The following is a 22,312-nucleotide window of genomic DNA, read 5'->3' as shown; positions in this document are numbered from 1 at the left end:
GCTAGGTTGGTCTCTCATGACGACTGTGAACGGCGCTCCGCTGGCCGACAGACGCGCCCTGGTCACCGGCGGCTCGCGCGGGATCGGCGCGCAGATCGTGCGCCGACTGGCCGCCGACGGGGCCGCCGTGTCCTTCACCTACGGTTCGTCGGTCACCGACGCCGACCAGGTGGTCGTCGATGTGACGCGGGCCGGCGGGCGCGTGCTGCCGATCCGGGCCGACAGCGGTGACGCCGGTCAGATCGCGTCGGCAGTCGACGAGACGGTCACCCGCCTCGGCGGGCTGGACATCCTGGTCAACAACGCCGGTGTGGCGTATCTGGCTGCGGCCGAACAGTTTCCGCTCGACCAGTTCGACCGGCTGGTTGCGGTCAACGTGCGCGGGGTGTTCGTCGCCATCCAGTGCGCGCTGCCCCATCTGGGCGCCGGCGGACGCATCATCAACATCGGCAGTATCAACGCCGACCGGGTACCGGGGCCGGGGCTGTCGGTCTACGCGATGACCAAGGCGGCCGTCGCCGGCCTGACCCGCGGTCTGGCGCGGGAACTGGGCCCACGAGGTATCACGGTCAACAACGTCCAGCCCGGGCCGATCGCCACCGACATGAATCCGGAGGAGGGCGAGTTCGCCGACGCGGCCAGGCAGACCATCGCGGTCGGGCACTACGGCCGCACCACCGACGTGGCGAATGCGGTCAGCTATCTGGCCGGTCCGGACTCCGGATACATCACCGGTGCCAATCTCGACGTCGACGGCGGGTTCCACGCCTGAGCGGCGCTGCCCTAGAAGCAGCGTCGCAGCCCGCCGGGCTCGCAGATCAGGGGGTAGTTGTCCACCGGCAGCGGGGTGTTCCCGATGCGGGCGATCGTGAACGGCGTCTTGATCATGGCGGCGGGGACGGTGTCGTTGCAGGCGGGAGGGTGCAGCGTGGTCCGGGTGCCGCTCATCGTGTCGGTGCTGAATTCGACGGTCTCCCGGATCGGCTCGGTGCTGCCGTCGGGGCACGTCAACCCCTCCAGGTTGGACACCTGATAGGTCCACAGACCGTTGGTCAATCGGGCGGCGCCGCCGGTGATCCCCGGCGAATTGCTCTCGACATGCAGAACGCACCCGACGGGGAGGTACAGCGGCTCGCGCAGATCGCCGACCACCGGCACACAGGTCGGATAGATGGTCCAGTCCGCGGTCAGGCCGTCGGGTTGGGTGTAGGTGAAGACGCCGTCGATCACCTGCGACTCGGCCTGCGCTGGGCCGGAGCTTGCGAGCGCAGCTCCCGCGGTGACGGCGACAGCGGCGAGCACACGCGCGATGATCCTCATTCGAGTGAGTATGGCAGCACCGGCTCGCACCTGTGAACGGTTCCAGAGGTGGGGCGTTTGCGCAGTCGAGGCCACGGGGTACGACCCCACGGTGATCCGTGCCGCCGTCATCCTGACCATGACGATGGTGCTCGCCCTGACCGGTTGCTCGACCGGTGACCGCGTCGACCTCGGCGAGGCCTCGTCGGGCAACCTCATCGCCGCCATCGCCGGCGAACCCGACCAGCTCGATCCGCACAAGACGTCGGCGTATTTCTCGTTCGAGGTGCTGGAGAACATCTTCGACACGCTCGTCGAGCCCGATGCCGATCTCCAGATGCGGCCGGCGCTCGCCGAATCATGGGAGGTCAGCCCCGATCAGCGGGTGTGGACCTTCCACCTGCGCCGCGGCGTCACCTTCCACGACGGCAGCCCGTTCAGCGCTGACGACGTCGTGTTCTCCTACCGCCGCATCATCGACGAGCAGCTGACCAACGTCGACAAGTTCAGTTCGGTCACCGAGGTGCGCGCCGTCGACCCGGTCACGGTGCGCATCACCGTCTCGCAGCCCACCCCGAATCTGCTCACCAATCTCGGCGGTTTTAAGGGTATGGCCATCGTCTCGCGCAAGAACGTCGAAAGCGGGGAGATCGCCACCCGCCCGATCGGCACCGGACCGTTCGCATTCGCGGGCGCGACCAGCGGCGACTCGATCACCCTGCGTGCCAACCCGGCGTACTGGGGCGGTGAGCCGCGCATCTCCGGTGTGACGTTCCGCTTCATCTCCGAACCGTCCACCGCGCTGTCCGCTCTCCAGGCCGGCGAGGTGGACTGGACCGATTCGATACCACCGCAGCGGGTTTCGCAGCTGCGTGACGATGAATCCCTGCACCTGGCGGTGACCCCGAGCAACGACTACTGGTATCTGGCGCTCAACAACGCCAAGCCGCCGTGGAACGACGTCCGGGTGCGCCAGGCGATCGCGTACGGCATCGATCGGGAGGCGATCGTGCAGGCCACCAGTTACGGCACCGCCGCCGAGAACCAGCTCGCCATCCCCGAAGGCAACCCGTGGTTCACCCCCTACGACACCTACTCCTACGACATCGACAAGGCGAAAAGCCTGCTGGCCGAAGCGAATGCGCGGCCGCAGCGCCTCGACATGCTGGTCACCAGTGAGTATCCGGAGACGGTGACGGCCGCCCAGATCATCGCCGACAATCTCGCACCGCTGGGCATCACCGTGGACATTCGCACGGTCGACTTCGCGACCTGGCTCGACGAACAGAACAACGGCAACTTCGACATGCTGATGATGGGCTGGCTGGGCAACATCGACCCGGACGACTTCTACTACGCCCAGCACCACACCGACGGCACCAGCAATGCGCAGAAATTCTCCGACCCGCAGGTCGACCGGCTGCTCGACGCCGGCCGGGTGGAGACCGACCGAGACCGCCGTTACGACGACTACGCGCAGGCGGCCACCCGGATCGCCGACGAGGTCAGCTACATCTACCTGTACAACCCGTCGATCCTGCAGGCCTGGACGCCCGCGCTGTCGGGATACGAGGCCCGTCGCGACGGCGCGATCCGGTTCCGCAACGTCACCCTCGGTGAGGACACGTCATCGTGACCGCCCCGGCGACCCATCCGGTCGTGCGCTTCCTCGCCCGCCGAGTGCTGTACTCCCTGGTGGTGCTGGTCGGTGTGTTGATCGTGGTGTTCGCGCTGATGCAGCTGGTGCCGGGTGACCCGGTCCGCATCGCGCTGGGCACCCGCTACACACCGGAGGCCTACGAGGCGCTGCGCTCCGCGAGCGGATTGGACCGGCCACTGATCGCCCAATTCTTCAGTTATCTGGGCCATGCGCTGACCGGAGACCTCGGAGTCAGCTTCCGCAACGGCAATCCGGTCACCGCCACGCTGCTGGACCGTCTGCCCGCCACGGTGTCGCTGGGACTCGTCGGCATCGTGATCGCGCTGCTGATCGCGGTGCCGGCCGGCATTTACTCGGCGCTGCACGAGGGCCGGGCAAGCGACGCCGTGGTCCGCATCGGCAGTCAGTTCGGCGTCTCGGTCCCCGACTTCTGGATGGGCATCCTGTTCATCGCGCTGTTCGCCTCCACGCTGGGTTGGCTGCCGACGTCGGGATACCGCCCGTTGTTCGACGATCCCGCCGGCTGGCTGCGCCACATCGTCCTGCCGGGACTGACCGTCGGACTGGTCGCGGCGGCCATCATGACCCGCTACATCCGCGCGGCGGTGCTGGAGGTGGCGTCGATGGGGTATGTGCGCACGGCGCGTTCCAAAGGTTTGTCTCCCCGGGTGGTCACGCTGCGTCACACCGTGCGCAACGCCCTGATCCCGATACTCACCATCACCGGCATCCAGCTCGCGACGATCCTCGGCGGGGTCATCGTGGTCGAGGTGGTGTTCGCCTGGCCGGGGTTGGGCCGGCTGGTGTACAACGCCGTGGCGGCCCGCGACTATCCGGTGATCCAGGGCGCGGTGCTGTTGATGGCCGCGCTGTTCCTGCTCATCAACCTCGTCGTGGACGTGCTCTACGCCGTGGTCGACCCGAGGATCAGGCTGTCATGACCGCACCCGAGGATTCGACGCGCGTCTCGTCGTGGCGTCTGCTGTTGGGCAATCCCGTCACGGTGTCCAGTGCCGCCGTGCTCCTGGCCGTCGTGGTGATCACCCTCTTCGCTCAGCTGCTGGTGCCGTACGGCGTCAACGACATCGACGTACCCGACGCGCTGAACGGTCCCAGCGGGTCGCACTGGTTCGGCACCGACGAGCTCGGGCGCGATGTGCTCTCCCGGGTGCTGGTCGCCATCCAGGCGTCGATGCGGATCGCGGTCGTCAGTGTGGCTTTCGCGGTCGTGGTCGGTGTGACGGTCGGCGTGCTGGCCGGATATCGCGGCGGGTGGCTCGACACGGTGTTCATGCGCATCGTCGACGTGATGTTCGCCTTCCCGGTGCTGTTGCTCGCGCTGGCGGTGGTGGCGATCCTCGGACCGGGGGTGACGACGACGATCCTGGCGATCGGCATCGTCTACACACCGATCTTCGCGCGGGTGGCGCGGGCCAGCACGCTGTCGGTGCGCGTGGAACCCTATGTGGCGGTGAGCCGGACGATGGGAACCGGTGATCTGTACATCCTGACCCGGCATGTGCTGCCCAACATCGCGGGACCACTGATCGTGCAGACCTCGCTGTCACTGGCGTTCGCGATCCTGTCCGAGGCGGCGCTGTCCTTCCTCGGCCTGGGCATCCAGCCACCGCAGCCGTCGCTGGGCCGGATGATCTTCGACTCGCAGGGCTTCGTGACGCTGGCCTGGTGGATGGCCGTCTTCCCCGGTGCGGCGATCTTCCTCATCGTCCTCGCCTTCAACCTCTTCGGCGACGGATTGCGCGATGTGCTCGACCCCAAGCAGCGGACGCTGGCCGAGGCGCGGCGCGCGGGGGGTACGCCGTGAGCGCGCCGGTGCTCGAGGTCGCCGATCTGGGGGTGCGGATCGGCCGCCGCGACATCGTGCGCGGGCTGTCGTTCTCGGTCGAGCGTGAGCAGACTCTGGGCATCGTCGGCGAATCCGGCTCCGGCAAGACGCTGACGGTGTTGGCTGCGACCGGTCTGCTCGACGCCCCCGGCGCATCGGTGCGCGGTTCGAGTCTGCTTGCCGGAAAGGCGGATCCGGTGCAGCTGGTCGGTGCGCCGGCTCGGACGCTGCGGCGGGTGCACGGCGGCCGCATCGGCTTCGTCTTCCAGGATCCCGGGACCTCGCTCAATCCGCTGCTGACCCTGGAGCGCCAGATCACCGAATCGCTCGAGGCGCACCGGAACATGACGCGCAGGCAGGCGCGCGAGCGCGCGCTGGAGTTGCTCACCGCGGTCGGGTTGCCGGACCCGGCGCGTCGGTTGGATTCCTATCCGCATCAGCTGTCCGGTGGCCAGCGTCAGCGGGTGATGATCGCGATTGCGCTCGCGTGCGATCCGGAATTGCTGATCGCCGACGAGCCGACCACTGCACTGGATGTGACGACCCAGGCCCAGATCGTCGAGCTGGTGCGGGATCTGCAGCGCGACTTCGGGGCGGCGGTGGTGTGGATCAGCCATGACCTGGGGGTGATCGGTCAGGTGGCCGACGACGTCACGGTCCTGCAGCGCGGCACCGCGGTGGAGCAGGCGCCGGTGGTCGAGGTGTTCGACCGTCCGCAGCACCCCTACACCCGCGAACTGCTGGCCGCGCGGCCGGTGATCGGCGGGGCCGGCCCGGCGCCCGCCGATCCCGACGCGCCGGTCCTGCTCGACGTGCGTGGTCTCGACGTGCGCTTCGGTGTGCCCGGCGCGACCGGACGTTCGACGGTGCACGCGGTACGCGATCTGTCGTTCACCATCCGGCGGGGCAGCACGCTGGGGCTGGTCGGCGAATCCGGGTCGGGTAAATCGACGGTGGCGGCGGCGCTGACTGGTCTGGTCGATCCGGATGCGGGGACGGCGACCATGGGCGAGGCCGACGTGTTCGGCGTGCGTGGCGCGGCGGTGAAACACCTGCGCCGCCGGATCAGCCTGGTGTTCCAGGATCCGTTCTCGTCGTTGAATTCTCGTAACCGAGTCGGTACCGCGATCGCCGAACCGCTGGTTGTGCACAAGCTGGCGGACGGCCGGGCCGCCCGGCGGGACCGGGTGGCCGAACTGCTGGAGCTGGTCGACCTCCCCGCCTCCTTCGCCACGCGCTACCCCCACGAACTCTCGGGCGGTCAGCGCCAGCGGGTCAGCATTGCGCGGGCGCTGGCGGTGGAGCCGGAGCTGCTCATCCTCGACGAATCGACGGCGTCGTTGGACGTCTCGGTCCAGGCCAAGGTGCTCGATCTGCTGGCGCAGCTACAGCGCGATCTCGGGCTGACCTATCTGTTCATCGGACACGATCTGGCGGTGATCCACCGCATGAGCCATGACGTATTGGTGATGCGCGACGGCGCCGCGGTCGAGCACCGTCCGGCCGCGGAACTGTTCGCCGCACCCGAGCAGGACTACACCCGCGCCCTGCTGGCCGCGGTGCCGCCGGCACAGCCCCGCAGCCGCTAGTTCTGCACGGTGGGGCGGATGGTGATGTCGCCGATCTCCACATCCGGCGGCTGGGTGATGGCGAATTCGACCGCCCGGGCGACCGCCCGCGGGTCCAGTCCGTATTCGGCCATGTGGCCGCGGATGTGGTCGCGCAGGGCGGCGTCCTCGATGGAGTCGGCCAGGTCGGTGGCGACCATCCCCGGGGAGATGGCGGTGGTGCGCACCACCCCGTCGGTGTTCTCTTGGCGCATCGCCTCCAGCAGGGTGCGCACGGCGTTCTTGGTCGCGGCGTAGACACCCTGGCTGGGGACGATCTTGAGCCCGGACGTCGACAGCGTCGTCACGAAGTGCCCCGCACCCTGGCGACGGAACACGGGCATGGCCACGGCCAGACCGTGCAGCACCCCGCGCAGATTCACATCGATCATCGCCGACCAGCCCGCCACGTCACCGTCGGCCAGTGGGCCGAGCCGGCTGATGCCGGCGTTGCCGACGAGTACGTCGAGGCGGCCGAACTCGTCGACCGCGGTGTCGACGAACCCGGCGACATCCTCGAACTGGGTGACGTCGGTGGCCCGGGTGCACACCTGTCCCCCCTCGGCGCGGATGCGTCCGGCCACCTCGTCCAGACGTTCGGTACGCCGCGCGCCCAGCACGACGCGGTGGCCTTGGCGGGCGAGGTGTTCGGCCGTCGCGGCGCCGATTCCGGTGCCGGCGCCGGTGATGGCGACGACCAGCGATGTATCTGCGGACATGACCCTCCTCGAGCTAAAGTGGACATTTGTCCGGTTATCCCACGACGGTAGCGGACACGTGTCCGTTCAGCTACCGGGGTCGTGAAGGAGAACTGTGAGCGCCGACCGACGACGTGCGGACGCCATCGAGAACCGCGACCGCATCCTGGCCGCGGCGCGCCAGGCTCTCGTCGGCGCGGGCGAATTGCGACTCAACGCGGTCGCCCGCGCCGCGGGCGTCGGCCAGGGCACGCTCTACCGACACTTCCCCACCCGGGAGCATCTGCTGGCCGAGGTGTACCGCCACGACGTCGACGATCTCGTGGCGACCGCGTCCACCCTGCTCGACGAATACACACCGATCGACGCCCTGGCCCGATGGTTCGAGCGCGTCGCCGAATACGCGCGAGTCAAACGCGGCGTGTTCGCCGCCCTCGAAACGTCGGTCTGGCAGTCCCTTTCGGCGCACAGCCTGGGACCGATCGGCGCGGCCGTGACCCTGCTGCTGGATGCCGGGAAATCCTCCGGAGCAGTCCGGCCGGACGTGGATGCGCGCGACGTCATCCTGCTGATCGGATACCTGACCCGCCTGGAGGAGCAGGAGTGGGAGTCGCGGGCCGGCCATCTCCTCGAGATCGTGCTCGACGGTCTGCGTCGGCGCGACGTATGAGAAGGTCACATCCATGACTGACCTCACGGGCAAGGTGGCCCTGGTGACCGGCGCTTCGTCGGGACTCGGTGCGGCGACGGCGAAGCTGTTCGCGCAACGGGGCGCAACGGTCTTCGGGATCGCGCGGGACGCGGATCGGATGGCGGACGTGTTCGCCGAGGTGCCGGGAGGAGCGTTCGCCTCGGTGGACATCGGCTCACCCCAGGCGTGCCGGCAGGCTGTCGCGGACTGCGTCGAGAGATTCGGACGCCTCGACGTGCTGGCCAATGTGGCCGGTTTCCACCGGATGCGCAACACCCCGACCATGACCGACGAGGACTGGGAACAGGACCTGGCGGTCAATCTCAGCGGACCCTTCTACCTCTGCCGGGCGGCGCTGCCGCATCTGCTCGAGACGGCGGGCAACATCGTCAACGTCGCCTCGATCGCCGGTATCGAGGGCGAGGTCTATTCGGCGGGCTACTGCTCCGCCAAGCACGGCCTGGTCGGACTCACCCGCGCGCTGGCCATCGAGTTCACCGCGGATCGCCTGCGGGTCAACGTCATCTGTCCCGGCGGCATGGTCACCCCGCAGACCACCGAGTTCGCCGCGCCCGAGGATGCGGACTGGAATCTGATCATGCGCATCGCGGCACCCCGCGGGATGATGGACGTCGCCGACGTCGCGAAGACGATCGCGTTCCTCGCCTCCGATGACGCCGCGGTTGTGCACGGTGCGGTGTACATCGTGGACAACGGCAAGACAGCAGGCTGACGCGGTTCCCCACCTGAGGTCAGGCGGCGGCGATGTGCCCGGCCTGCACCACCGGATGCGTCTGATCCAGTTGCCGTTCGAAGGCGCGACGCGCATCGAGGACCACCGCTTGTAGCCGTGTGGTCTTAGCGCTGACGGCGTCGGCGACCGCGTCGATCGCCTCCCAGGTCTGCGGCGTCAGCAGGGTCAACGGCTGGAGATGCCCCGCGCGCACACCGGTGCGCACCGCTTCGTGAAGCCAATGTTCGAAATTGATCCGAACGGTCTCTTCGGGAACTTCACTGGTTTCCACGTCACACCTCCCAGCCGGGTGCAGCCCGATTACCCCCGGCGGTCAGCCGCCAAACCCCTGTGGTGCGGGCCACACGAAGGTGTCGGCGCGAGCTGAGGGGGAATGTCTGCCCTCGACCACCAACCGAGGGGACTACATGACTGAGCACAACCAGGCTGACCAAGCCCGTAAGGGTCTCATCGACTCGGTCAAGGGCAAGGCGAAGGAAGTCGTCGGCGCCGTGACCAGGAACGACTCGCTGGCCAAGGAGGGCCAGCTCGAGCAGACCCAGGCCAAGGAGCGCAAGGAGGCCAATGCCGCCAACGCGGTGGCCGAGGCGCAGGCCGAGGAGGCTCGCCGCGAGGTGGCCGAGGCGCACCGGGATGGCGCACAGGAGCGGGTCGCGGTGAACGCCGAGACGGCGGCCGAAGAAAACGCGGTGCGCGCCGACCAGGCCGCGGCCAAGCGTCAGGCCGAGCAGGCGGCCGCCCAGCGCGAGGCGCGCGACAAGGCCCAGGCCGAATCGGAGGCGCAGCGTAAGGCAGAGCAGGCCAAGGCCGAAGAGCGTGCCGAACTCGACGCGGTGACCGAAGACGTCTCGGCGGCCGTCGAAGAGCACAACCAGACCGCCCAGGTGGCGGCGGGCGCCAAGGCCGAGGCCGAACGCATCCGCCAGCAGGCCGACGCCCTGAGCTCGGACGCCGACGTTCCCGACCAGCGATAACCCGAGGAGTGACCATGAAGATCACCGACCTTCCGTTTGCGGTACTGCGGATGCAGTACCAGCTCGCCCGCTTCCCGCTGCAGGTCATCGAAGACCGCGTGGTGGGACGGCTCGACGCCGAAGCCCCGGCCCGGCTCTTCTACGAGCGCTCGCTGGGCATGCTCGACCTCGCCGTCGGCAATGCGCTCAGCGCCCCCGAGGTCGAGCAGCGCGGCGCTGCGTTGGTCGAACGCAGTGAGGCGTTGCGCCGCGCGGCCGCGCTGGACACCGCGGCCGAGCAGGCACGCGACCAGGCCGACGCCGAGCTGCAAGAGACCGCTGAGCAAGCCAAGCGGGAGCGCCAGCAGACCCGTGAGGAGAAGCAACGCGAGGTCGCCGAAGCCCGCGAAACCGCGCAAAAGCGCAAGCAGGACGCCGCGCAGTCGGCGCAGAAGCGCACCGCCGCGGCCAAAAAGCAGGCGGATCAGGTCGCCGCTGCGCGAATCAAGTCGGCAGAGGAACTGCGTAAGCAGGAGGAAGCCGAGATCCGTGCGGCGGAGAAGAGTGTCGAGGCGGTCGCGGAGGCGAAACTCGACGACGCTGGTGACAAGAAGGCCGAGGCGGCGGAACGGCGCGCCACGGCCGAGCGCGTCGAGGATCTCGCCGACGCGGAAAAGGAGAATCGGCAGGCGCAGAACGCCTCGACGAACGGTTCCCCGAGCTGATGTCTCAGTTCGAGTAGTACTCGAGCACCCGCTCTGACGAGTCGACCCGGCCGTTGCTCACGATGGTGAGCCGGTCGGGTCGAACTTCGTATCGGGCCCCGCCGGACGGATCGACGACGTCGAACCCGCCGCCGGAGCGCGTCGCGTCGTCCAGTTGAATCGTCGCGCCGTCGCGCAGCCGCTGCCCCCGGTAGTAGTAGTTGTCGTCGCCTTGCCGGCAGACGACCGCCAACGACTGGGCCGTGCGCACCATCGCCGCGGCCGTGCTGCCCGATTCGCAGCGGGCGTACTGGCCGACGAAGCCGGCGCCGTCGGCGCCGGTCATCCCGGGCGGTGCCGAGGTCGAGGGTGTGGTCGACGTTGTCGAGGTGCTCGGCGTCGTCGTGGTGGTCGGCGAGGTCGTGGTGGGCGAAGTCGTGGTGGGCGAGGTCGTGGTGGGCGAGGTCGTGGTGCTGGTGGGGCCGCTCTCGTCGTAGTAGCTGGTCGACGGCGGGGCCAGCGGGGTGGCCGTCGGGGTGTCGTCCTGTGAACTGAACGCCAGGATCACCGCGAGGACGGCGGCGAGCCCGAACAGCACGATGATCGCGGCGATCAGCGTGGTCTGGCCCCTTCCGGAGCGGGCCTTGGCGGGCGTCGGCTTCGGCGCGGCAGGCGGCGGCAACGGCGGATACGGCGTCATCCCCGTCGCGACCGGGTTCGGGTACACCGCCGAGAACTGTTTGGTGCTCGGCGGCGCCACCGCCGGCTGGGCCGGTTGGCCGGCCGCCGCGGCGGTGGCCGCCCTGGCCAGCTCCCCGGCCGAGGGATGACGGTCGCCCGGATCCTTGGCCATCCCCCGGGCGACGACATCGTCGAAAGCCCGGCTCACGCCGCGGCGCATGATGCTGGGGCGCGGCGGCGGGGCGAACATGTGGGCGCTCATCAGGGCGCGCAGATCGGTGGTCTCGAACGGCGGCCGGCCGGTCAGGCACTCGTAGAGCAGGCAGGACAGTGAATAGACGTCGGCGGGCGGCCCCACCGGCACACCATTGAACCGCTCGGGTGCCATGTAGGCCGACGAGCCGACGATCATGCCCGTGGAGGTGACACCTGGGTCACCGCCGGTGTGGGCGATGCCGAAGTCGACGAGGTAGGCGAAGTCGTCGGCGTTGAGCAGCACGTTCTCGGGTTTGATGTCGCGATGCACCAGACCATCGGCATGGGCGGCGTCCAGCGCCGAGGCCACCTGCGCGATGATCGAGGCCGCGCGGGTGGGCGGTAACGGCCCGTTCGCGCGCAGCTCGTCCTTGAGGCTCACGCCCTCCACCAGCCGCATGTCGATGTAGAGGACGCCGTTGATGTCACCGAAGTCGTGCACGGGGATGACGTGCGGTTCCTGCAGGCGGGCAGCGACGCGCGACTCCCGCCGAAAACGTTCCTGGAAGCTCGGGTCGGCTGCCATCTCGGTGCGCAACAGCTTGAGCGCGACCATCCGGCCCTTCACCGTGTCGTAGGCCCGGTACACCTCCCCCATTCCGCCGACACCGATGACCGAACGCAGCTCATAGGGGCCGAACCGGGTACCGAGACGCGAGCCGCCGTACGGGGTGGCCATGAAAAACAGTTCCTTTCGGTCCGCCCCGACCGTACCGGGCGACCCTGGCGGAGCCCACTGCGCGCCGTGGGGATCTGGTATGACTATGCCCACACGGCGGCCGGTGGCGCCGTCCGGGGAAGGTTCGACGGTGAGCACTCCGACTCTCGAGCCGGTTCCTGCCGCCCATCACACCCGCGGTCGGCTGGCGACCTGGATTCGCCGCCTCGCCGTACCGATCGTCATCGCCTGGGTCGCGCTGGTCGCTCTGATGAACGTCTCGGTACCTCAGCTCGAAGTGGTCGGCCAGATGCGGTCGGTGTCGATGAGTCCCGACGACGCGCCGTCGGTGATCGCCATGACACGCATCGGCGAGGTGTTCGACGAATTCGACTCCGACAGCTCGGCGATGATCGTGCTGGAGGGCGAGGCACCGCTCGGTGCGGCAGCTCACCGCTTCTACGACGGTCTGGTGACCCGGCTGGAGGCCGACACCCGCCATGTCGAACACGTCCAGGACTTCTGGGGTGACCCGCTCACCGAAGCAGGTGCGCAGAGCAACGACGGCAAGGCCGCCTACGTGCAGGTCTACCTCGCCGGGAACATGGGCGAGGCGCTGGCCAACGAGTCGGTCGAGGCGGTGTCGACGATCGTCGAGGGGATGACTCCCCCGCCGGGGGTCACGGTGTACGTGACCGGAACCTCGGCGTTGGCCGCCGATCAGCAGATCGCCGGGGACCGCAGTGTGCGGATCATCGAATTGGTCACCTTCGCCGTCATCATCACGATGCTGCTGATCGTGTACCGCTCGATCGTGACGGTGCTGCTGGTGCTGGTGATGGTGGTCCTGGGTCTGGCGGCGTCGCGGGGTGTGGTGGCGTTCTTGGGCTATCACGAGCTGATCGGCCTCTCGACGTTCGCCACCAACCTCATCGTCACACTGGCCATCGCCGCGGCGACCGACTACGCGATCTTCCTGATCGGGCGCTATCAGGAAGCCCGGTCGGTCGGCGAGGACCGCGAATCGGCGTACTTCACGATGTTCGGCGGCACCGCGCACGTGGTGCTGGGCTCAGGGATGACGATCGCGGGCGCCACGTTCTGCCTGTCGTTCACCCGGCTGCCGTATTTCCGCTCGCTGGGGATCCCGCTGGCAGTCGGTATGTCGGTTGCGGTCCTGGTAGCGCTGACCCTGGGCCCGGCGATCATCACCATCGCGAGCCGGTTCGGGCTGCTCGAACCGAAGCGCGCGATGCGCATCCGCGGGTGGCGCCGGTTCGGTGCGGCCATCGTGCGGTGGCCGGGCCCCATCCTGCTGGCGACCGTCGCACTGTCGCTGGTCGGTCTGTTGACGCTGCCCGGCTACCGGACCAACTACAACGACCGCAACTATTTGCCGCCCGACCTGCCCGCCAACGAGGGTTTCGCCGCGGCCGAGCGGCACTTCTCGGCGTCCAAGCTCAACCCCGAGATCCTGCTCGTCGAGAGCGACCACGATCTGCGCAACCCGGCGGATTTCCTGGTGATCAACAAGATCGCCAAGGCGATCTTCAAGGTCGAGGGCATCGGCAGCGTCCAGGCCATCACCCGCCCCCAGGGAAAGCCGCTTGAATACAGCACGATTCCCGCGCAGATGAGCGTCGGCGGCACGATGCAGGAACTGACCCGCCCCTACATCGAAGGCCTGACCGACAACATGGCGGCGCAGGCCGACGAGATGCAGAACTCGATCGACACCATGGGCCGGATGATGGCGCTGATGGCCCAGATGAGCGCGACAACGTCGATCATGGTCGACCAGACCCACCGGATGGCGGCCGACATCACCGAACTCCGGGACCACATCGCCGATTTCGACGACTTCTTCCGGCCGATCCGCAATTACTTCTACTGGGAGCCGCACTGCTACAACATCCCGGTCTGCTGGTCGATGCGGTCGATCTTCGATGCCATCGACGGTACGAACATGCTGACCGACGAGATCTGGAACCTGCTTCCCCATCTCGACCGGCTCGACGCGCTGCTACCGGAATTGCTCGCCCTGATGCCCCAGCAGATCGAGACCATGCGCTCGGCGCAGACGATGATGCGCAGTATGCAGTCCACCCAGGCCGGGATCCAGGAGTGGACCGCGGCCCAACAGGCGAATTCGAGCGCCATGGGCGAGGCGTTCAACGACGCGATGAACGACGACACCTTCTATCTGCCGCCGGAGATCTTCGACAACGAGGATTTCCAGCGCGGAATGGAGAGCTTCCTGTCGCCCGACGGCCACGCCGTGCGGTTCATCATCTCCCACGAGGGCGATCCGCTGTCGGTGGAGGGGATCGAGCGCGTCGACGCGATCAAGACCGCCGCCAAGGAGGCGATCAAGGGCACGCCTCTGGAGGGGTCGCGGATCTACATCGCGGGAACCGCATCGGCGTTCAAGGACATGCAGGAGGGTAACGACTACGACCTGCTGATCGCCGGAATCGCCGCCCTGTCATTGATTTTCATCATCATGCTGCTGATCACCCGCGCCTTCGTCGCGTCCGCGGTGATCGTCGGGACGGTGGCGGTCTCGCTCGGCGCGTCGTTCGGCCTGTCGGTGCTGCTGTGGCAACACATCCTCGGTATCGAACTGCACTTCATGGTGATGGCCATGGCGGTGATCATCCTGCTGGCGGTCGGTGCCGACTACAACCTGCTGCTGGTGGCACGCCTCAAGGAGGAGTTGCCGGCGGGGATCAACACCGCGATCATCCGCGCGATGGGCGGCACCGGGTCGGTCGTGACGGCGGCCGGGCTGGTGTTCGCCTTCACGATGATGTCTATGGCGGTCAGTGAGCTGACCGTGGTGGCGCAGGTGGGTTCCACGATCGGGCTGGGCCTGCTGTTCGACACCCTGGTGGTGCGCGCGTTCATGACGCCGTCGATCGCGGCGCTGATGGGACCGTGGTTCTGGTGGCCGCAGCGGGTGCGGCGGCGGCCCGCCACCTCGGGCGCACTGGTGCGGCGATGAAACCCATCGGCCGGTATGGCCGCGTATCGGGGTCCCGGCGGGCGACAATGCACCCACGCCCTGTCCGCACGTTGGAGGTAGTCGTCATGATCCGCACTCTGTCGTCAGCACTTCTGTTCGGCGTCGCCGGGGCACTGGCGACGGCGGCACCGGCAGCTGCCGACGAGGCCGGCTACCTCGAATTGCGGGAGAAGTACGTGTACTTCAGCGAGGATCAGCTGCTGTCCGCGGGGTACCAGGTCTGCCAGGCGACCCGCAGCGGCATGGTGTCCCCCGACATCGTCAACATGGTCAAGCACAACTTCGACGCCGGAACCGCGCCCGCCACCGACATCGTGGCGGGCGCGATCGTCGAACTCTGCTGATCCCGTCCCGGGTCAGGGTGCCGGCGGGGGAGCGTTGGGCAGATTCTCCTGGATGGCGGCGAGCTGCTTGTTGCCGATCTGTTCGATGAAGTCCGGGGGCGGGGCACTCGTGTCGCCGGGCGCACTGTCGAACGAGATGGTCGTGAAGGTGTTCTGCTCGGTGAACAACAGCGCACTCGAGCCGCGGCTCCCGTCGGGGATCGTCCCGTTGACGACGGTGCCGTCGGACCCGATCGCTATCGGCTCCGGGGTGCCGGTGATCACGGTGCCGATGCCCTCCAGGGTCTTGGCCTTGAGCGCCGTCGCCTGTTCGGCGTTGTCCATGACGAAGACGTTGATGGTGATTGTCGCCGCCTTGTCGGCGGTGGCGAACACCTGCTCGGCGCCCTGTGTGCCGTCCGGATTGAGCTTGGCCGGCTCGGCGATGAACTCCACCGGCGCCTCGATGTCCTCGGCCGTGATGAGCAACGAGGTGTAGTCCGCCTGCTCTTCGGCCTCGGAGGTGGTGGCCTCCGCCGGGCTCGCTGCCGCGGAGGTGGACTCGGCGGACGCCGACGACGAGGTCTCCGACGAACTGTCCGACGACTCGTCGCCGCCGCCTCCGCAGCCGGCCAGCGCGAGCGCGACCGCGAATCCTGCGGCTGTCAGCCGGATCCCGGGCGAGAGAGATGCGTTCATTCAGTGGCGTCCTTCCACGAGGGGTCGCTGCCATCCGAATGGCGGCAGATGCGGGATCGACGGTAGTCGGCACACATGTCGCGAACGTCAAAATTCGGCGAAACGTCGAATCGCCGTCTGGGACGATATTCGTCCCCGATCGCAGCTCGGCTTGTAGCGTCTGCCCTTCGGTCAGAAGTACTCGAATGGAGGTCGTCGTGACGACGGTCAAACAGGTGTGTCTGGGTGTTGCGGTGGCCGGTGTGGTCGCCGGTGCGGGCGCCGTCGCCGGCGCTGCGGCCGCCTCCGCTGATTCGACCGGGTCCGATTCGCACAGCGGCGTCGACGCGGGACCCTCACGAGCCTCGACGGCTTCGACGACTTCGGCGACGAGGGACTCCGGAGTCTCCTCGACCTCGTCGAGTCGCGATCAGTCGCGAGCGACGCGCCGCGGGCTCAGCTCCCCCGCCGACAGCGTCGACAGCGTCGATCGGAGCGCCGTGGAGCGCACGGCTACGCGGCGCGAAACCCTCTCCCGGGCAACGTCTTTGACGTCCGGGTCGGCCGGTCCCGCCCGGGAGCGGACGGCCACCCGCCAGGCAGCCAACGCGGTGCCCGACGTCGTGGCCCGCGCCCTCGAGGCGCCGGCGCCCAACCGGGTCCCGCTGCCCGCGCCGTTCGTCCCGGCGGCGGCAGCCGCGGCCAGTGCGTCGACGACCGGGACGAGGCAGGCGGCCACCGGCACCCGCAACACGCCCGCGGGGGTGACCGGGGCCCGGATCGTCGATCCGACCCGCGAGCACGTGCTGGTCATCGGCGTCGACGGCACCAATCTCAGCCGCATCCTGTCCAACCCGCAGAACCAGAACTTCCTGCGGCTGATGGAGACCAGCACCACCGCGGCGTCGAGCATCGTCGGACACACGACCATTTCGAATCCGTCGTGGACGGCGATCCTCACCGGCGCATGGGACAACAAGAGCGCGGTGATCAACAATGTCTTCACCCCGCAGACCTACGACCGCTGGCCCACGGTGTACACCCAGCTCGAGGGCTACAACCCGGCGATCCGCACCAAAGCCATCGCCGATTGGGACGTCATCACCGACATCGCCGGTGCGGGCGCGATCCCGGCCGACGACATCGTGTTCATCCCGCAGGTCGAGGGCGACACCGACTGGGGCCAGACCGATGCCGCCGTCACCGAGGAGGCGGTGAAGTCGATTCTCGGCACCGAGCCCGGCTACGAGGACGTCCCCAACTTCCTGTTCACCTACCTGGTTCAGGTCGACGAGAACGGCCACATGTACGGCGGCGCGTCACCGCAGTACGCGGCGTCGATCGGACGCACCGACGCCAATCTCGGGCGGCTGCTGGACGCGGTCGCCGCACGGGAAGCCGCCACCGGCGAGGACTGGACGATCATCGTGGTCACCGACCACGGACACCAGCCGCAGCAGGGCTTCGGCCACGGCTTCCAGTCGCCCGACGAGACGTCGACGTTCGTCATCGCCGACGGTCCCGACTTCGCCGACGGCGCGATCAATCTGTCCTACGAGATCGCCGATGTCGCACCGACGGTGGTGAGCCTGTTGGGCGCCATCCCCGACGGCAACATCGACGGCGTGCCGCTGATGTCGCTCAGCGGGGACAGCCTGATCCCGCCGGATCTGACCCAGGCGCTCGAGGCGGCGATCGCGGCCAACCAGTGGCCGGACCCCTTGACCAATCTGGCGTTGAGCGTCCGCACGATCTTCGCCACGATTCCCTACTACGTCGTGGACTTCACCGGCAGCCAGAACAATCCGCTCTACACGGTGACCGACATCGTCGCGCAGATCGTCGCGCAGCTGACCGGGGTGCAGGTGTTCCCGCCGGATCGTGCGACCCCGCGCCAGCCGCAGCAGCCCACCACCACGGCGGTGTGACGCTCGTTGACGACGAGCCTGCCCGCGGCGATCTTCGCCGTCCTGCTGACCATGGCCGCGGTGAGCTCCGCCCCGGCCCACGCACAGCCCAGCGCGCCGCCCGATCTGCGGGGTTACACCGCGGTGCCGCCGGACGGATTCATGACCGGGCGGGAAGCCTACTTCCAGACCCCTGACGGACTGCTGTGCGCGGTGCTGCCCGATCAGGGGCGGGCCGGCTGCGACGGACGGCTGCCCGGAACGACCGGCGGCGCCAACGAGATCGTGCTGGCCGCGGATGTCAATGCCCGGGGCCTGCGGACCACCGCGAGTCCTGGCTTCGTCAGACCGCTCGGCGGCGCGGCGCCCGTGCTCCGCGAGGGTCAGAAGCTGGCGGTCGGCGATTACGAATGCGGGGTGGGACCGGGGCCGTCCACCTCATGCACCAAGGGCTCGCCGCCGACACAATGGCTGGTGGTCTCACCCACCGGCACCGGCATCGGTCCGGCCACCACTGGCCTGCCCGACGGGTTCCCTGATCCCAACGATTACGTCGTCGGTGACGAAAGCTACATCGTCGGGGTCGGCGCCAAGAACATGTTCCCCGTGTTCACCGTCGAAGGCGGACTGACCTGTTCCATCGTCGTCTACAGCGGAGGCGAGATCGGTTGCGACGGTCCGCTTCCCGGCGTCCCGGGCGGCGAGAACGAGGTGTACACCCAACTGCCGGGTGCCACCGGGGTTCGCCACACCGACACCCCCAGATTCGCCACCCCGGCCTACCCGGGACCCGTGCGCCAGCTGCCCGTCGGGCACCGCGTCAACGGGATCGGCTCGACGTGCATGGCAATTGCCGGCGGAGTGGCGTGCTACGGCACACTCGCCGGAGCCGCGCAGGGCTTCGAGGTGTCACCAGAAGGAGTCTCGACGTTCGGCGGCTGACGTCGCCGTCGGTGGGACGCGGGTCAGGCGCGACTGGTTTGATGGACACCAATGCAAAGCGATAGCTGGTTACCATCCGCCGGACAGTCGGCTGAGCCGGTGGAGGACCTCGTCCCGGTGGGCACACCCATCGACCTGGACAACTGCGCTCGCGAACCGATCCACATCCCGGGCAGCATCCAGCCGCGGGGGGTCCTGGCGGTGGTGCGGGAACCCGAGTTCCGGATCCGCCAGGTCAGCCAGAACGTCGCCGAGCTGCTGGATCGGCCCGTCGAGGAGGTGCTCGGCGCCCACCTGTCGGCGCTGATCGGCGTCGAACAGGCTTCGACGATCGAGCAGGCGGCATCGAGTTTCAGCGATCTGCGCCAACGCAATCCGGTCGACCTGGTACTCGATGTCCGCGGCGTTCTCCGTCCGTTCGACGCGATCCTGCACCGTGAGCCGGGTGGCGTGCTGCTCGTGGAACTCGAAATCGCCTACGGAGAGCGGCCGTTCTCGTTCCCGAACACCTACCAGGCGGTGCGCAGTTCCATCGAGGAGCTCAACCGCGCGGCCACCCTGGGCGAGTTGTACGACCTGACGGCCGCGGCGGTGCGCGCACTCACCGGCTTCGACCGGGTGATGGTCTACCGCTACGACGCGGAGTACAACGGCGAGGTGGTCGCCGAGGCAAAGCGCTCCGACCTCAATTCCTTCCTCGGCCTGCACTACCCGGCATCCGACATTCCCGCCCAGGCCAGGGCGATGTACGAGAAGAGCTGGCTACGGCTGATCTCCGACGTCGACTATGTGCCGACCCCGCTCGTGCCGACCGTCGACCCGGCGGTGGGTGTACCGCAGGATCTGACCCACGCCACGCTGCGCAGCGTCTCGCCGATCCACATCGAGTACCTGAAGAACATGGGTGTGCGCGCCTCGATGTCGATCTCGCTGTTGCGCCACGGCCGACTGTGGGGCCTCATCGCCTGCCATCACTATGCCGGTCCGCACCTGCCCCCGTACGGCACCCGGGCAGCCGCGGAATTCCTCGGTTCAGCACTGTCGCTGCGACTGGTCGAAAAGTACGAGGGTGATGAGCTGGAGAAGCGCCTCGCCTCACAGGCGGTGTTGACGAAGCTGACCGCAGCCGCCGTCAACGAGGCGATACCGCTGACCGTCGCCCTGCTCGGAGCGCCCGATCTGCGCGATCTCGTACCGGCCGACGGCGTGGTCGTCGACATCCAGGGTGATCGGCGGGAGCGCGGCATCGTGCCACCTCCCGAGATCGTGTCGGCGGTCGCGTCGTGGGCGCTCCGGGGTGACGACGAGGTCGCCTGCACCGACGACCTGACCGGCGCCCTGCCCGAGGTGGACATCGACCCTCAGGTGGCGGCCGGCGCCCTCGTGCTGAACCTGCCGGACGGTCAGTCCGCGATCTGGTTCCGCCGCGAGGCAATCCGATCGGTGGACTGGGGCGGCGATCCGCACAACAAGGCGATCGCGGTTCAGGAGGGCGACGAGGTCCGGCTCAGCCCGCGCAAGTCCTTCGAGCGGTGGCGGGAAATCGTGCGCCAACGCAGCAATCCGTGGACGCCCAGCGAACTCGAATCGGCGGACTCGCTGCGGCGTTCGCTGGTCGAATCGCTCTACAACCGCACCCGGGACGAGCTACGTGTGGCCGAGATCCTGCAGCGCAGTCTGATGCCGGAGACCCTGCCGAGCCTCGACAACTGGCTGCTGACAAGCCATTACGAACCGGCTGGACAGGGCCGGGTGGGCGGCGACTGGTATGACGCATTCCAGTTGCGCGACGGCCGGCTGATCGTCGTCCTCGGCGACGTCGCCGGGCACGGAATCACGGTCGCGGGCACGATGGCTCAACTGCGAAATGCCCTGCGGGCGCAGCTTTTCGCGGGCAACGATCCGGCGGATGCGCTCGCGCAGCTCAACGATTTCAGCTCACATATGCTGCCCGGCGCGCTGGCCACGGTGGTGATCGCCCGCATCGAACTCGGATCCGGACACGTGGAGGCTGCCAGCGCCGGTCACCTGATGCCCTACCTGACGAACTCGGGAACATCCGCGGTGGCCGCGCCGATCCAGCTGTCCCCACCGATCGGCCTGCGGGGCGCGACGTACTCACAGAGCGAGTTCACCGTCGAACCCGACCACGGGATGGTGTTGTTCTCCGACGGTCTGGTCGAACGACGGGGAGAGGCGATCGACGACGGACTCGCGCGTCTGTCATCGACCCTCGGCCGGGCACGTGACGCACCGGCGTCGTGGCTGTGGACCGAGATGGGGTCGACCGACACCGACGACGACGTCACGGTCGTGACCCTGCGCCGCCTCTGACCTCTTGCGCCTTCACGCCGAAATCTACCGATCTTGAGGGCGGAGCAGCTACGCTGCCCGCCGTGAAGACAGCAGTGCTAACTATTGCGCTCGCGGCGGCGTTCGGGGCTGCCCCGATCGCGCCGGCGTCGGCTCAAGACTCGTGCGACCCGAACTACTCCGGTCCGTGCGTCCCCATCGCCAGTGATGTCGACTGCGCCGGTGGCAGTGGAAACGGGCCCGCCTATGTCTCCGGACCGGTCACCGTGGTCGGCAACGACATCTACGGCCTGGATCGCGACGGCAACGGGACCGGGTGCGAGTAGTCAGCCCTGCAGCGCGGTCATCCCCCCGCGCCGAGGGCGGCCGCCAGATCAGCTTCCGTCTTGGCCAGGAAGTTCTGGAATTCGTCGCCGACCATGAATGTCGTGGTGAACTGGCTCCTATCCAACGCGAGTAAGGCGGGCGGGGCTCGGACCCGCGACCTACGCGTGTCGGGTCTTGCCGTTTCTCGGACATAACCGCCGAACAAACGCCGACCGCGTACGTTATCGGGACCTTGCGGTCTGGGTCTGAAGCATTGGTGGGTAGAGCGTGGGTATCGGCCCCCGGGTGTAGAGCTGGGCCGGTCGTCCGCCATCGGGGTTGACGGTGGTGTGGCCCGTGGGCTGGAGGAATCCCTGCGTGCCCGTCACCTTCCGGTGAAAGTTCCGGGCGTCGAGTGTGGTGCCCCAGACGATCTCGTAGACGCGGCGTAGCTCGGCGACGGTGAACTCCGGTCGACAGAACGACGTGGCTACGGGGGTGTACTCCAGCTTGGCTCGGGCGCGCCGGAGACCGTCGTGGAGGATGCCGTGGTGATCAAAGGCGAGCTGCGCGTTCGCGAGCGCCCGGACCGGTGTCCATGCGGCTGCGGTGGCGTCCCCGCCTGCACACGGCGTCGCGGGGTCGGGAGTCAAACACAGGTAAGCCACCGTGATCACTCGCATGCGCGGATCGCGTTGGGGTGCACCGTAACTCCCGAGCTGTTCGAGGTGTAGGCGCGGGTTGGACAGCCCGGTCTCCTCCTCGAGTTCTCGTCGAGCCGCGTCGTCGAGATCCTCGTCGGGCCTGACGAAGCCTCCCGGTAGCGCCCACATGCCCTGGTAGGGCTCGATTCCGCGGCGTACGAGAAGCACGACGAGAGCGTCATCGCGGATGGTCAGCACCACCAGGTCCACGGTGACCGCGACGAGGGGATATCCCGCGGTGCCAGAGTCCGAGTTGGTCACACACCGAGATTAATCGTCATGTTGACGAGAATCCACCCGTGCAGTTA

Annotated in this window: 21 protein-coding genes; 15 read left to right on the top strand and 6 right to left on the bottom strand. The window is 68.1% G+C overall.

All coding sequences use genetic code 11. The features are described 5' to 3' along the window. Positions 1-16 precede the first annotated feature (16 nt). Positions 17-772 (top strand): 3-oxoacyl-ACP reductase family protein, encoded by a 756-nt coding sequence (locus ACN27E_RS01920; RefSeq protein WP_422746346.1) that lies wholly within the window; start codon positions 17-19, stop codon positions 770-772. Positions 773-783: 11 nt separating this feature from the next. On the opposite strand, the gene ACN27E_RS01915 is transcribed toward ACN27E_RS01920, so the two are convergent. Then, positions 784-1,320 carry a hypothetical protein gene (locus ACN27E_RS01915; protein WP_422746345.1) on the bottom strand — a complete coding sequence of 179 codons (537 nt, stop codon included), beginning with the start codon at positions 1,318-1,320 and terminating at the stop codon, positions 784-786. 118 nt (positions 1,321-1,438) lie between these two features. Between ACN27E_RS01915 and ACN27E_RS01910 the strand changes: the two genes are divergently transcribed. The 4 genes from ACN27E_RS01910 to ACN27E_RS01895 are packed head-to-tail and all read left to right on the top strand — an operon-like array spanning position 1,439 to position 6,394. Then, entirely contained in the window at positions 1,439-2,935 is a 1,497-nt protein-coding gene (locus tag ACN27E_RS01910; RefSeq protein WP_422750175.1) for an ABC transporter substrate-binding protein, read from the top strand. Then, positions 2,932-3,900: an ABC transporter permease gene (locus ACN27E_RS01905; protein ID WP_422746344.1), complete on the top strand. Its 969-nt coding sequence runs from the start codon at positions 2,932-2,934 to the stop codon at positions 3,898-3,900. The genes ACN27E_RS01910 and ACN27E_RS01905 overlap by 4 nt, the downstream gene beginning before the upstream one ends. Further along, complete coding sequence (locus ACN27E_RS01900; RefSeq protein ID WP_422746343.1) at positions 3,897-4,784, top strand: ABC transporter permease; 888 nt, start codon at positions 3,897-3,899, stop codon at positions 4,782-4,784. The genes ACN27E_RS01905 and ACN27E_RS01900 overlap by 4 nt, the downstream gene beginning before the upstream one ends. Beyond that, on the top strand, positions 4,781-6,394 hold the full coding sequence (locus ACN27E_RS01895; protein WP_422746342.1) for an ABC transporter ATP-binding protein: 1,614 nt from the start codon (positions 4,781-4,783) through the stop codon (positions 6,392-6,394). The genes ACN27E_RS01900 and ACN27E_RS01895 overlap by 4 nt, the downstream gene beginning before the upstream one ends. Here ACN27E_RS01895 and ACN27E_RS01890 read toward each other — a convergent pair. After that, a complete protein-coding gene (locus ACN27E_RS01890) occupies positions 6,391-7,131 on the bottom strand; it encodes an SDR family oxidoreductase (protein ID WP_422746341.1) in 741 nt (246 codons plus the stop codon). The two genes, ACN27E_RS01895 and ACN27E_RS01890, sit on opposite strands and share 4 nt — an antisense overlap. A 94-nt stretch (positions 7,132-7,225) precedes the next feature. Here ACN27E_RS01890 and ACN27E_RS01885 point away from each other — a divergent pair, with 94 nt between their 5' ends. Together ACN27E_RS01885 and ACN27E_RS01880 are read left to right on the top strand one after the other, a co-directional pair. Beyond that, complete coding sequence (locus ACN27E_RS01885; protein WP_422746340.1) at positions 7,226-7,780, top strand: TetR/AcrR family transcriptional regulator; 555 nt, start codon at positions 7,226-7,228, stop codon at positions 7,778-7,780. 13 nt (positions 7,781-7,793) lie between these two features. Next, entirely contained in the window at positions 7,794-8,534 is a 741-nt protein-coding gene (locus ACN27E_RS01880) for an SDR family NAD(P)-dependent oxidoreductase (protein WP_422746339.1), read from the top strand. A 19-nt stretch (positions 8,535-8,553) separates the two neighbouring features. Here ACN27E_RS01880 and ACN27E_RS01875 read toward each other — a convergent pair whose 3' ends face one another. Next, positions 8,554-8,826, bottom strand: a complete 273-nt coding sequence (locus ACN27E_RS01875) for a hypothetical protein (protein ID WP_422746338.1) — start codon at positions 8,824-8,826, stop codon at positions 8,554-8,556. 136 nt (positions 8,827-8,962) lie between these two features. Between ACN27E_RS01875 and ACN27E_RS01870 the strand changes: the two genes are divergently transcribed. Then, positions 8,963-9,529 carry a CsbD family protein gene (locus tag ACN27E_RS01870; protein ID WP_422746337.1) on the top strand — a complete coding sequence of 189 codons (567 nt, stop codon included), beginning with the start codon at positions 8,963-8,965 and terminating at the stop codon, positions 9,527-9,529. A gap of 14 nt (positions 9,530-9,543) precedes the next feature. After that, entirely contained in the window at positions 9,544-10,233 is a 690-nt protein-coding gene (locus ACN27E_RS01865; protein ID WP_422746336.1) for an IF2 family translation initiation factor, read from the top strand. Between the two features lie 4 nt (positions 10,234-10,237). Here ACN27E_RS01865 and ACN27E_RS01860 read toward each other — a convergent pair whose 3' ends face one another. After that, positions 10,238-11,827: a serine/threonine-protein kinase gene (locus tag ACN27E_RS01860; RefSeq protein WP_422746335.1), complete on the bottom strand. Its 1,590-nt coding sequence runs from the start codon at positions 11,825-11,827 to the stop codon at positions 10,238-10,240. Positions 11,828-11,912: 85 nt separating this feature from the next. Between ACN27E_RS01860 and ACN27E_RS01855 the strand changes: the two genes are divergently transcribed. Then, on the top strand, positions 11,913-14,810 hold the full coding sequence (locus tag ACN27E_RS01855) for an RND family transporter (protein WP_422750174.1): 2,898 nt from the start codon (positions 11,913-11,915) through the stop codon (positions 14,808-14,810). A gap of 86 nt (positions 14,811-14,896) precedes the next feature. Next, positions 14,897-15,175: a DUF732 domain-containing protein gene (locus ACN27E_RS01850; protein ID WP_422746334.1), complete on the top strand. Its 279-nt coding sequence runs from the start codon at positions 14,897-14,899 to the stop codon at positions 15,173-15,175. Positions 15,176-15,187: 12 nt separating this feature from the next. On the opposite strand, the gene ACN27E_RS01845 is transcribed toward ACN27E_RS01850, so the two are convergent. Continuing rightward, positions 15,188-15,853, bottom strand: coding sequence for a hypothetical protein (locus ACN27E_RS01845; RefSeq protein WP_422746333.1), 666 nt, complete (start codon positions 15,851-15,853; stop codon positions 15,188-15,190). Between the two features lie 197 nt (positions 15,854-16,050). Here ACN27E_RS01845 and ACN27E_RS01840 point away from each other — a divergent pair, with 197 nt between their 5' ends. The 4 genes from ACN27E_RS01840 to ACN27E_RS01825 all read left to right on the top strand — a co-directional run bounded on the left by ACN27E_RS01840 (position 16,051) and on the right by ACN27E_RS01825 (position 21,320). Then, positions 16,051-17,760, top strand: coding sequence for an alkaline phosphatase family protein (locus ACN27E_RS01840; RefSeq protein WP_422746332.1), 1,710 nt, complete (start codon positions 16,051-16,053; stop codon positions 17,758-17,760). A 6-nt stretch (positions 17,761-17,766) separates the two neighbouring features. Next, entirely contained in the window at positions 17,767-18,681 is a 915-nt protein-coding gene (locus ACN27E_RS01835) for a hypothetical protein (RefSeq protein ID WP_422746331.1), read from the top strand. Between the two features lie 51 nt (positions 18,682-18,732). Next, a complete protein-coding gene (locus tag ACN27E_RS01830; protein WP_422746330.1) occupies positions 18,733-21,015 on the top strand; it encodes a SpoIIE family protein phosphatase in 2,283 nt (760 codons plus the stop codon). Positions 21,016-21,077: 62 nt separating this feature from the next. After that, positions 21,078-21,320 carry a hypothetical protein gene (locus ACN27E_RS01825; RefSeq protein WP_422746329.1) on the top strand — a complete coding sequence of 81 codons (243 nt, stop codon included), beginning with the start codon at positions 21,078-21,080 and terminating at the stop codon, positions 21,318-21,320. A 222-nt stretch (positions 21,321-21,542) separates the two neighbouring features. Here the strand turns inward: ACN27E_RS01825 and ACN27E_RS01820 are convergent, their stop codons facing one another. Continuing rightward, a complete protein-coding gene (locus tag ACN27E_RS01820; protein ID WP_422746328.1) occupies positions 21,543-22,265 on the bottom strand; it encodes an NUDIX hydrolase in 723 nt (240 codons plus the stop codon). Positions 22,266-22,312: the final 47 nt, after the last annotated feature.

Origin of the sequence: Mycobacterium sp. WMMD1722 (assembly GCF_049315205.1) — a bacterium.
GTDB lineage: Bacteria > Actinomycetota > Actinomycetes > Mycobacteriales > Mycobacteriaceae > Mycobacterium.
Note: the sequence above shows the minus strand (reverse complement) of the source record. Positions and strands in the feature narration are given on the sequence as shown.